The organism is Bartonella sp. AP88XZML (assembly GCF_042195565.1).
Taxonomy (GTDB): domain Bacteria; phylum Pseudomonadota; class Alphaproteobacteria; order Rhizobiales; family Rhizobiaceae; genus Bartonella.
Genome location: NZ_JBHIOQ010000043.1, coordinates 1 through 12,399, shown reverse-complemented (window position 1 = coordinate 12,399; position 12,399 = coordinate 1). Strand labels below are relative to the sequence as shown.

The window sequence follows — 12,399 nt, the reverse complement described above, 5'->3', positions numbered from 1 at the left end:
CCCACGCTAGCATTCCCATAAACCTTGCCATAAATTTTAGCAGCGCCACTGATAACAGCATGATCATAAACTACCGCCTTGCTATGAATACGAGCATTTCCTGATAATTTTGCATTTCCATAAACCCGCGCCTGATGATAAACCCAAGCATTATAAGAAAGATGCGCATTGTCATAAACATGAGCATTTGCATAAACGCGGGCACGGTCACATACATGGGCATTGCCATAAACACTACCCATTATAATAGCGTTATTAAAAACCTTGGCATTTTCATAAATATGGGCAGGATTTAAAACAAGAGCATTATCGTAAACCCAGCAATTGCCATCATGAGAGAGGTTACTTTCATTTTCAATAAAACCACCCAAGGCACCAGCCTTAACATCGTCAAAATCCCTTAATGCTTGGATGCGATAAAGAGTTTGATTATTAAATACACGTGTCTCATTTGTGAGTGCAAACTTTTTTGCATAGCACAATTCCTTTATAAATAGATTTGAATTTTAGAATGAAATGTTTAAAGGGGGGCGCCCCCGCCGCGCCCGCGCGTCATTTACACAGTTGTAAAAACAATATCACCAGTGATAACAGATTCTTTATAATTGCCACCAATTTTGGTATCACCACCAATCTCAGTATAGCCAATTACCTTGGCATTGCCATAGACATGAGCATCACCATGGACCTTGCCATAAATTTTTGCATTGTCATAAATGCGAGCATCATCATAAACCTCAGCATTATCAGAAATTAAAGCATTATTGGAAACCCAAGCGCCACCATAAACCTTGCCATAAACCTTGGCATTGTCATAAACGCAGCCCCTATCATAAACATGGGCATAACCAGTCACTATAGCATTCCCATAAATCTTGGCTTCTCTATTGACCATAGCAGCGCCACAAACATGGGCATTATCGCAAACCCTAGCATTATCAAAAACTATAGCATTTTCATAAACATGGGCATTATCATAAACCTGAGAGGTTCCTAAAACACGTGCTTTATCATAAACCTCAGCATTGCCATAAATTCTAGTTTTATCAAGAAACTTGCCATAAATAGTGTCATAAATTTTTGCATTTCCATACACTTTAGCATGTCCAAAAATATCACCATAAACCAATGCGTTCTCATATACTTGCGCATTGCCATAAACCTCAGCTCTAATATGCACGCTAGCATTGCCATAGACCCTTGCATTTTCATAAATTTTTGCAGATCCAGTAATTTTTGCATTGTCATATACATGGGCATTATCGTAAACACGAGCATCCCCATAAACCATGGCATTGTCACCGACCCAACAATCACCATTATGAGCTAAATTTGCAACCTTATGTATAAAGCCGCCTAAATCACCAGCTTTTATATTAGCAAAATCCCTTAAAGCCCGAATGCGATAAAGAGTATAATCACCAACCTCTATTGTCTCTCCTGTAAATTCGTATTTTTTTGCAGGCTCTTGTTGATTAGCAAGCGCGGTTTCATTTGCAATATTAGAGATAACGGGGATGTTTTTTACTGTATTTTTCATAATTAAAACCTTGTCGTAATTAAATTTTCTATTAACAGCCTATAGAGGGCATCGGGTGCTAGAAAACACGGCGACAAGTCCGCTGCTTACACTTTTCTCATAAAGAGTATTGTATGGTGTAAACACACCCGACAAAATCCTCATATACTAACAAAAGTATAAAAGATAGCCAATTTTTAAAAGCGTTGGAAAGATTGTTTCGTAATCTATCCGCTTGTCGTTTCAAAGTGTTTTCTAATCACTTGAATATTCATATAACAAAATACGTATTTATTGTCAAACAATATTTTATCTTTTTTGATATTTTTTTGTATTTTTTAAATACGTTGTGTATTGATAATATCTTATGACTATTAGTTGCTTCTTTTATATTTATATGCTTTTAAAGCTATATTATTAGCTTTCTTAAAAGATTGCGTTATTTTCTGAATCTATACATTTATAATATTTAGAAACGCTCTCATGATGTGTATTTTAAACTTTATAACCTATCAATTTTGTTACTAAATGAATTTTAAATTTTTTGTGAATTTTGTTTATAAGGGGCTTTAATTTAAACGACCTTAATAGCACCGCGCTCTTATAACAAATGCTTTCATTTGCATTTTTGCTTTCTCTATAGCTGTTATGTTCTTTATAGCCATGGCATCATTTTTCATTTTCATAAGAGAAACGATAAATAGGATAATTGTGATTTATTGTCTGTTATGAAAATATCTCAATAGAAACTGATCATTATAGAGATTAGCAAAATCCCTTTTAATAGACTTTTGTCAGTTGTGTCAGTTCTTTTTAGACCCTATACTATTTTTTTAAAATGATAAAAAATTAAAAGCATTATATTTCAATATGTTAGTCTTTTTAAGATACAACTTATATAGATAACACAACCTTAAATACAATTAATAATATATATTTGTCAGTTATCTGTCAGTAAATTGAACTGACAAAAGTGATTATTTTAGTGTGTCATTAAAACGTGTCTTATGAAAAGCGTATGAAAGTAAAAACTGATTACGTTATTAAAATCCCTTTTATGAATTTAATCAGTTCTTTTGAATAGATAACCTTATGATTTAGAGAATGATTACAACGTGCTTTATAAAAATCATGTGATCCTTTAAAGCTTTTCAAAAGATATCTTGTAACTCATAAGAGATGCTATCAAGATCTTTATAGTTATGAGTTTTGGGGGTGCTTTTTGTACGTATTATTTTATTTTTTTAATCCAAAATAAAAATCATTATATTTCAATATGTTAATGTTTTAAATAAACAACCTATATTAAATACAATCCGTAAATACAATCTATAATATACATTTAAAGGGGTTTTGTAGGGGTTTTGGGGGTTTTAAGAACCTACAAAACCTATAAGTAAAATGAATATACATAACTCTCTTTAAACAAAGCTTTTGAAAAGGATAAAGCACTCATTTTAGATTACGGTATAACCTCTTAAAGGCAATGTAAAAAAATCTAATTCTATTTAAGAGTGGATTTCTTAAAAGTTTTAAAGCAATCCAAATAAGAGTATCTAAAAGTGCAAGTTTCTTCTTTTTAGAATAACGCATGATAAATTATCCTTTTAAAGATTGTATGTAAGCAATGTATAAAGGGGGTATAGGAACCTATAGCTATAAGACCTTATACCCCTTATGAGTTTATCATACCCATTATGTGAGCATGCTTTTAAGTTATTCAGTTTCTCTTAATACCAATTTGGGTAAGTTCTTAACGATTTTCATTGTTTCTAGACTTACAGTGATAACCCTTTGAAATAACTCTAATGGATAAGCAGGGTTGCCAACGGTTTCAACAGCATAGCGATTGGCATCATTAACAATGCCACTCTTTTTATCTGTCTTAACGCATTGACGCCCCATAACCCATTCAAGAGAGATATCTGTCATGATGATATTGCTATTATAAATAACAGTTGATTTATCCTTTTCCTTACTATTCCCAGCAAATTTCATTTCAGTCACATAATAAAACTTTTCGGGATTAGAGATCTCTGTAACTTTTGGATTACCCTTTTTAAAGGTGACAGGATAAGGTTCTACAGTTTCATAGTTTACGTGCAAATGACCGAGTTCACGCCCTGCTGTCACAAATTTCCAAAAATCATCAGCACTCTTTACACACGGGATACACGGCAATTCTTTAGAGAGGTTATTGACATAACGAGAGCGATAATCTTCTGAATGCAAGAGACCATAACCGTAAAAAAGATATCATCTTTAGTGTTTTTTCATTGGGATAAGCAGTTTTAAAATGCGCTAATTCGTCATAAGTTATGGCATTACGCATTTTCTTTTTTCTTATTTTAGTAAATAAGCGATTGTCATGCTATTTTTCTTATCAAGCGATAATAATGGATAGTTTTTTGTTGTCTCTAATATGTAACAGTTCCAATAAATTTGGTATATTCTATGAATAAGAGTCTTTACTTGAAGCTCAAGATTATATTACATGCAACACCTTAAAATTAAGAAGCATATTAGAGTGTATGATTGTCATTTTGTAGTGTCATTGTAAAATCTTCAAAAGCGGGGGAAATGATATGGTTTGCACAACTAATAAAGCAAGTGTATACAGTACAGTCTATGCTTTTCTCTCAGATGTTATAAGTATTACTCTCATCAAAAAATTAAAAAATTGTTACGCGGTTAGCGATTTTTTCTGTGACGCTGATGATATGGTTCATTTGGTTGCTCACTTTGAGGGCACAATGAATGCATAGATTTTTTTTCACTTTTGTTTTTGCGGCTATTTTGTGCCTTTTCTCGTTGGCGAGTTTTGCCCAAAACATTCGTGAGAAAGCGATTAATCAATCAGAGAGCATCCAACGACAACAAACGCAACAACAGCGTTTTCAGCAATTGCAGCGTAAAAACAAAACCCATGAGGTATTTTTGCCAGACGATGATACCATATCTCCCTATGGTGCTTCGCCTAGTACAACCTGTTTGCTGATCAAAAGCATTGAATTTGTTGGTGCTCAGTTGATTTCTCATACCGACCTTCATGAAGCCATTTCTCTTTGGGAAGGACGGTGTTTGGGGATTGCCGAAATCAATAAAGTGCTCAAAGCGGTGACCAAGCTTTATATGAAGCGCGGCTATATTGCAGTGCGGGCTTATTTGCCTGAGCAAGATTTAAGCGGCGGTCATCTCAAGATTGTTGTTGTTGAAGGTGTGATGGAAGATATTACCCTTGATGGGCATAAAGTTGAGAGGAGACTTCAAGGAGAAATCACCACGGCTTTTCCAAACCTTATTGGAAAACCGACCAATCTGCGCCAGATAGAGCAAGGGCTTGATCAAATCAATCGGCTTTTCTCACGCCAAGCCACCATTAATCTTGGTGCTGGTGGCAATTCGGGTGGTTCGGTACTCGATGTTCATATTGAAAAACAGAAACCTTGGCTTATTACGCTTTCCAGCGATAATCTTGGCGCTAAAGCAACAGGGCTTTATCAAACGCGCTTGAGCCTTTCTTTTGATGATCTGTTGGGGATCAATGATCAATGGTCGTTTAGCTATCAGCGTTCTATGGATGGTAGTCCGTATCATTTTTCTCACAAGCGTCCCAATAGTGATACTCTAACGGGATCATTTTCTCTTCCCTATGGCACTTGGACAACAGGTTTTGATGGGACGTGGAGCCAATATCATTCGAGTGTTAAGGGAATATTTTCCGATATTATGACTGCGGGTAAGTCTTTATCGCTTACACCGTGGATTTCACGGGTTATCGACCGTGATCAAGAGGGAAAGACCTGGCTTACAGGACGGTTGACATGGAAATATTCTGATAATTTTATTATGGGCAGTCGGGTTGATGTTTCCAGCCGTAAATTGGCTATTGCAACCTTTGAGCTTGATCATTCGCGCAAGTGGCTTGGAGGAGAATTAAGCGCGCATATAGGGTTTCATAAAGGGTTGGCAATTCTTGGCGCTTATGACGATAAAGAGCAAGAGAATACAACAAAAAATTCACCCAAAGGGCAATTTTCCAAATTGTCTTTTTCCCTAGGCTACGTGCGTCCTTTTTCGCTCAAACAGTATAACTTTCGCTATAACACGCTGTTTTCAGGACAATTATCACCCGACACGTTGTTTAGTTCAGAGCAAATATCGCTTGGTGGTAGTTCCTCTGTGCGTGGGGTGCGTGAGGCGATTTATTACGGCAATAATGGGGCATTTTGGCGCAATGAATTGTCGCTGTTGTTGCCAGGTTTTTCTTCGAGAATGGGGCGTAAATTTATGAGCCAATTTGCCCCTTATATGGCGCTTGATCTGGGGGCTGTAGCCAATGATGTAAACAAAAACAGTTTTGGCGGGAGCCTCGTTGGGGCAACTCTTGGTTTCCATGCAACCGGAGACATTACGGATGTTGATGTGTCTTATTCAAATATTTTAACCCAATCGACAGTGCGAGAAAAGGGAAATTCGACAGGGTTATTTCAAGTGCGGGCATTATTGAGATTTTAGAGCAAAGGGGCGGTAAAAATATCGCTGCGCTGTTTATACCCATATGGGTTGTTTTTTTAAGAGATAAAGAATTTTATGAGGAGCTGAAGATGCGGGGATTGAAAGATCAAAAGCATAGATTGGGATATGGATACAAGCTATGGCAGCGCGTTCTTTGTGTTTTGCAGCGAGGGATCCATAAAGGGCTTTCACTTGTTTTAAGCTTTTGCTTAGCTTTTCAGCCTTTGTTGTTGCAAGCACAAGCGCTTGGAGCGCGAAGTCCTGTTGCACAAGAGAGCCAAGGGATTAAAGCAGCTGATGGGGTTGGTTCTGTTTTCCGCCCCACGGTGGGGAAAGCCGGCAATGATGTGCCGCTGATTGATATTGTTCGCCCCAATGGACAGGGTCTTTCTCATAACAAATATGACAGTTTCAATGTTGATACCCATGGCGTGATTTTGAACAATTCGACTGAGGAGGTTTCGCGTTCACAGCTTGGGGGATTGGTGCCAGGCAACGGCAATTTGCGTTATAGCGGTGCAGCAAAGGTTATTCTTAATGAAGTGGTGAGTGCCAATCGCTCGCGTCTTGAAGGCGTGAGCGAAGTACACGGGCAAATGGCGGATGTTATTATCGCCAATCCCAATGGGATTACCTGTAACGGTTGTGGCTTTATTAATACACCACGGGTGACTTTATCGACTGGACAACCGATTATTGGAGCCGATGGCGCTTTGAGTGGATTGCGTGTTGAGGGTGGAGATATCACCATAGGCGCTCGTGGGGCTGATGGGAGTGCATTAGATATTTTTGATCTTGTTTCGCGCAAGATCAGTGTCGGGGGTCCCATACAGGTCAAAGGAGATTTGGCTGTTATCGCGGGGCGCAATCATTTTGATTATGACAAACGCGAAGCAACTTCTCTTGGTTCTGATGGCAAAGAGCCAGAATTGGCGATTGATTCCAGTGAGTTTGGTGGAATGTATGCGGGGCAGATCCGCGTGATTGCCAATGATAAAGGTGCGGGCGTTAAGATGCGAGGAGACATGGTTGCCAATGCAGGCGCCATGAGATTGACAAGTGATGGCAAGCTGGTGATTGCTAAAGCACGCGCCAAAGGAGCGGTGAAGGCTCATTCTCACCACGACAGTGTACATGTGAAAGATCTGCTTTTCTCAGAAGAAGCAGTTGAACTGAAGGCTTTGAAACATGTTGAACTGGCTGAGCAAGCTCGCGTTGCAGCGAGCGGTACTGTTGATGTGGGCGCCGATCTGATCAAGCTCCAGTCCCATGCTCTTCTAGCAAGCGGTATTGGGAGTGATGGTAAACAGTCAGCGACGGGTTCTTTGCATTTACAGGCAGCAAAGCTTGAGGCGGGGAATGGGCGGATAGCCGCCGGTGATCTCTTAGAGATCCAAGCAGCAACAATTGATCTGAGCCGCATGCAAGACAATGATCAAACAGGGGTTTCTTCCCTTGGCGATCTGACCATTAAAACCAATCAAATCACCGCTTTAAACAACCATATTGGTGCCAAGGGGAATATTGTCTTGAGCGCCGATGATGGGCTCACTGTAGGCGCTGGACATTATAGCGCCGGCGGTTCTCTTTTGGTGGAAGCAGCAGAGCTTACATCACGCGCGCGCTTAGTGGCAGAGCAAAAAATTGACCTTTATGCGCATCACGGTGCCCTGATCCAAGAAGGCACTGTCTGGTCTAATGGGAAGATAACGCTGGATGCCCATGGTGCCCTCAATCACACGGGTGATATTGTCAGCATGCAGCAGGTTGCCTTGACAGCGGGGGGCATGCTCACAACCTCTCAAGAGAGCACGATTTTAAGTTATGATGTGGTTTTAAGTGCTGATGCTTTAACCCAAGCAGGGACTGTGGAAGCCCAAGAAGGAGCATTAACCCTTCAAGTGCGTGATGGGGTTATCAATAGCGGCACAATGCGCGGTGAGAGTGTCGATGCTCATATTGGTGCATTTACCAATCAAGGGACGTTTATTGCAACCGATGATTTGCATTTGATGGTAAGCACACAAGAAGGCGCCGATCCGCAACAAGCCTTTCTGAAGAATACATCCGAAGGTGTCCTTCAAAGTGGTGGTGTTTTTGTTGTGACCGCAGGGCAATTAGACAATGCCGGTGCGCTTGGCTCTAGTGGTGAGAATGTTGCGCTCAATGTGGCAGGAAATGTCAGCAATAGTGGGCTGATTTACGCCAAAAAATCTATGGATCTATTCAGTGATGGTGATTTAACCAACACACAGGGCAGAATGATTGCAGAAGAGGCTCTCAGCATTGGTGGGCTGAAAGAGACACGTGCTGGTCATATAAATAATGAGGCTGGTCTTCTCAGTGCTTTAGCCGGTGAGATGAAGATTGTTGCAACGTCTTTTGTCAATAAAAGCGCTGAAACGACAAATTCAGACCAACAAAACGCTACACATGATGAAGGTGCGCATGTTTTAGCGCGGGATGGTTTGCGCATTGATGTGGGCAGTTTTGAGAATGTTGATGGTCTTATTTCTACGCAAGGGGCAGTCAATATTGTTGCTGATAGTGTGATCCAAGCAGGGCACATAGAGATTGAGCGTGGTGACCTTCAACTGACCAGCCACGGTGATTTAAGCAATAGTGGCACAATAGAAAGCAATGATACCATTGCTTTGCATGCGCAAACAAATCTCAGCCAAACGGGGCGCATTGTCTCTAAAAAGCGGATAGAGCTTTCCAGTGATGGCATATTGACAATGGGCGAGACAAGTGAGGTTGGCGCCTATGATGTAACGCTGAAGGCAGGCACACTCACCCAAACTGGGCTTGTGGAAGCGCAAGGCGGGGTACTGACTCTCAACAGCCATGATGTTTTAAGCAATTCCGGTATCATGGTGGGCGGTGTTGTTGATGCGAAGCTTGGGTCTTTAGCCAATTCCGGTCAGCTTTTAGCCAGTGACAGTTTTACGCTTGTGGCAAAAAGTCATGATCCGTCATTGGGGCAAGTTGCTCTGGTTTTAAATGGTGAAGACGGTGTTCTCAAAAGTGGTGGTGCTTTTGTCTTAACCGCAGATGTTTTGGACAATGCCGGCAGTATTGGTTCAAGTGGTGATGGGGTTGCGCTCAATGTGAGCGCTGATCTGAGTAATAGTGGGCTGATTTATGCCAAGAAATCTGCCATTTTCTCCTTAGATGGGGATTTTATTAATAAGTTTGCCGATGTCATTGCTGAAGACAATCTCATCATCCGTGGTTTAAGTGGAGAGCGGGCTGGTCATGTGATCAACAGCTCGGGTCTTTTAGAAGCCGTGTCAGGCGATATGACCTTCGATGTCTCAGCGCTTACCAACATGCGTGAAGGTGGAGTTGAAGTTAGCGATAAAGTGGTGAATCGCAATGTCTATGAAACATCACATACCGAAACAGATGGGTGGTTTCTTGTTGATACAACTACCACAACTACCAGAGTTACAACGACGGTTAGTCAGCAGCAGCCTCATTTTACCAATAATGCTGCCCAGATTTTAGCAGGGCGTCATCTCACGGTTCATGCCGGCGATATCCGCAATAGTTATAGTTTAATTGCTGCCAATGGCAACATTGTGATGCATGGCGATACGCTGCTCAATGAGGGGCGTGATTTAACCGAAACAACCAAGATTGAGACGACAACACGCATTGAGACTACATCTGGTGATATTTTGGGTGCAGGGGTGGCTCAAATAGGAGATACAGACACATCGGAATATGTTGATGATCCTGTAATAATCACGCGCACTTATGATGCTGTTTATGGCACGATTGAAGCTGGTGGCACGCTTGATGCCAAGTTGACAGGCTATATTGACAATCATGCGGTGCGTGAGGGGGTTGAGCAAGTTGGCTTAAGCTCTGGCGATAAAGGGTTGGCTGGTGTTAAAAACACCGATTTTGATGGCTCCAAACCACTGATTAGTGATGATCGATTAGACGGCATCATCAATGGTTTGAAAGGGCACAAAGGACTTTTTGCACCGAGCACAAAAACACCCGCACCAGAATCCATACAAGTGCCAACGCAAGATGGGCTTAGCTCTGTCAAGACAGAGCTGGCTGGCAGCCAATCACCGGATGTGCCGTTTTTAGTTGAGACGCGACAGGACTTTATCAACCCAAGTAAATTTTTAGGATCGGACTATTACTTAAAAAAGATTGGCAATTATAAGCCTGAAAACGTGTTCAAAAGATTGGGCGATGCTTATTTTGAATATCGTCTGGTGGGTGAGCAAATCTTTGAGCTGACAGGCAATCGCACTCTTCTTGATGATGAAGATCCCAATGCTCAAATGCAAACGCTCTATGACAATGCTGTGGAGCAGCAAGATCCCTTGGGGTTAGAGCTAGGCAAGCCATTAACGTCCCAGCAAATTGCTGGGATCAAAAAGGATATGATCTGGCTTGAGACCCACCTTGTCGACGGACAAGAGGTCTTGGTGCCCCACGTTTATTTGGCACCAAACACTTCTTTAGCACAAGATGTTTATGGGGCAAAAACGCAGCAAGGAAACCTTGCCAGTGCGAGAATAAAAGGCAATGGCATCACTATAGAGACGGACCGTCTTACCAATAGTGGTACCATCTTGAGTAATGGTGCATTGCATGTTTCGACTACGCAAACTTTGTTCAATAATGGTGGTTTTTTGCTTGGCAGCGGTGCTGTAGATCTCAGCAGTGGCAATCTTTTAGCCAACTCTTCAGGGGTTATTCTGGGGGATATCATCACCCTCAATGCGAAGACAATCATTGATGGTACTGCAAAAATCCGTGACACGAATGAATATGGTTTTGTTGATCGGAGCGGGCAGCAGGCTCAAATCATTTCTATACAGGATTTAAACATTCACTCCCTTGGCGATTTAAGCATGACTGGTGGCCAATGGAGCAGTGGTGGATCGACGACGGTGATTGTCGATGGTTCTGCTACGTTTGGTTCATTAGTGCTAGAGAGTGACCATAAGGAGACATTGGAAAAAGGGCATTATAACGCCCAAAGCAGTGAGCACCGTTTGACAGAAGTCAACAGTGATGGAGATTTGACCATTGTCACAGGTGGTGAACTGAACCTTGAGGGAAAGTTTAAAACCAAGGGCAATGGAGATTTCACCAGTGGTGGCGCTCTCAACGCGATTTCAGAGCAAGATTTTAACAGTTTTGATTTGGATCTGAGGGGCAAAGAAGGCGACAAATCGAAGCAAAAGAATAAGTTTCGTCAACAATCAACAGAAGTTACTACAAACAAAACCACGATAGAAACAGAGGGCAACCTCTCCATGCATGCGCAAAATGGGGATCTCACGCTTGATGCGGCAGGGCTATCAAGTGGTGGTCAGACGCATTTGGCATCAGATACGGGAAAAATCAAGTTTCTGACCAACAAGGATCAAGATTTTAAGGACGTTTATCAGCGTAATGAAAACCTTGTGTGGTGGAGTGAGAGCGATAAAGGTTACCTTAAGGAGACCATCGAGCATGTCACCATAGATGCTAAGGGTGGCATAAAGCTTGATGCAGGCGATGGCTTTGTTGTTGAATATCAGGCAACCGGTGATTTAGACAAATCTCTTGAGCAATTGTCACACTCTCCAGGCTTGGCATGGATCAAGCAACTGCGTGATGATCCAGAATTATCCAAGCAAGTGGATTGGCAAGCAGTTAAGGCTGAATTTAAAGACTGGGATTATAAAGCCCAAGGGCTGACAGAAGCCGGTGCGGCTCTCGTGGCATTGGCTGTCACGGCGGTTACGGGTGGAGCAGCCTCGGGCGCTGCCAGTGCCATTACCGGTGCTTTGGGGCTTGGCTCGAGTACCGCCATGAATGCGGCGATACAGGCTGGTGTCCAAGCGCTGATTAACAAAAGCGCTGTGGCTCTTGTCAATAATCGCGGCAATATTGCCGGTGCCTTGCATGAGCTTGGCTCTTCAAAGAATGTTCTCAGCATTGTCTCGTCGATGTTGACAGCAGGCTTAACCAGCCAACTAACCGAAATGGCTGGTGTTGGGCAATCCTTGCCCAAAACGGCTCCTCTGGTTGATCGCATCACCCGTGAGGCGGAAAAGAACTTGATCAAAGCCGCCATTGGCACAGGCGTGCAAACGGCTCTTGAGGGTGGTTCTCTTGACAAGAACTTTTTTAACAATCTGCGCATCGCCCTGTCTGATACGGTTGGCAAATCGTTGGCGGAAGAAATCGGTACCGCCAAGGCTGAAGGCAAAATAGACACGGTCACACAGATCGTTGCCCACGCCGGTCTTGGCTGCTTAAAAGGCGCGGTTGCGAGCGGTGCTTGCACAGCCGGTGCTGTGGGGGGTGCTGTGGGCGAAGCCACTGCTATGCTCCAGTTT

4 protein-coding genes and 1 pseudogene are annotated in these 12,399 nt (G+C 42.1%); 2 read left to right on the top strand and 3 right to left on the bottom strand.

Annotated elements, in window-relative coordinates; translation table 11 throughout:
- From ACFIK2_RS06740 to ACFIK2_RS06730, 3 genes and pseudogenes are all read right to left on the bottom strand, one after another.
- On the bottom strand, positions 1 to 482 hold a 482-nt coding region (locus tag ACFIK2_RS06740), incomplete at its 3' end, for a hypothetical protein (RefSeq protein ID WP_375677060.1).
- A gap of 74 nt (positions 483 to 556) precedes the next feature.
- Positions 557 to 1,540, bottom strand: coding sequence for a hypothetical protein (locus ACFIK2_RS06735; protein ID WP_375677059.1), 984 nt, complete (start codon positions 1,538 to 1,540; stop codon positions 557 to 559).
- A 1,695-nt stretch (positions 1,541 to 3,235) separates the two neighbouring features.
- Positions 3,236 to 3,848: pseudogene (locus ACFIK2_RS06730) on the bottom strand (type ISP restriction/modification enzyme); the annotation flags it as partial.
- A gap of 428 nt (positions 3,849 to 4,276) precedes the next feature.
- Between ACFIK2_RS06730 and ACFIK2_RS06725 the strand changes: the two are divergent.
- Together ACFIK2_RS06725 and ACFIK2_RS06720 are read left to right on the top strand one after the other, a co-directional pair.
- Positions 4,277 to 6,037: a ShlB/FhaC/HecB family hemolysin secretion/activation protein gene (locus ACFIK2_RS06725; RefSeq protein WP_375677058.1), complete on the top strand. Its 1,761-nt coding sequence runs from the start codon at positions 4,277 to 4,279 to the stop codon at positions 6,035 to 6,037.
- Between the two features lie 89 nt (positions 6,038 to 6,126).
- Positions 6,127 to 12,399 (top strand): DUF637 domain-containing protein (locus tag ACFIK2_RS06720; protein ID WP_375677057.1); only part of this gene is annotated, 6,273 nt, incomplete at its 3' end.

Coding starts and splice junctions, on each gene's coding strand:
- ACFIK2_RS06735 (WP_375677059.1), bottom strand. CDS start 1,540: ATGAAAAATACAGTAAAAAACATCCCCGTTATCTCTAATATTGCAAAT.
- ACFIK2_RS06725 (WP_375677058.1), top strand. CDS start 4,277: ATGCATAGATTTTTTTTCACTTTTGTTTTTGCGGCTATTTTGTGCCTT.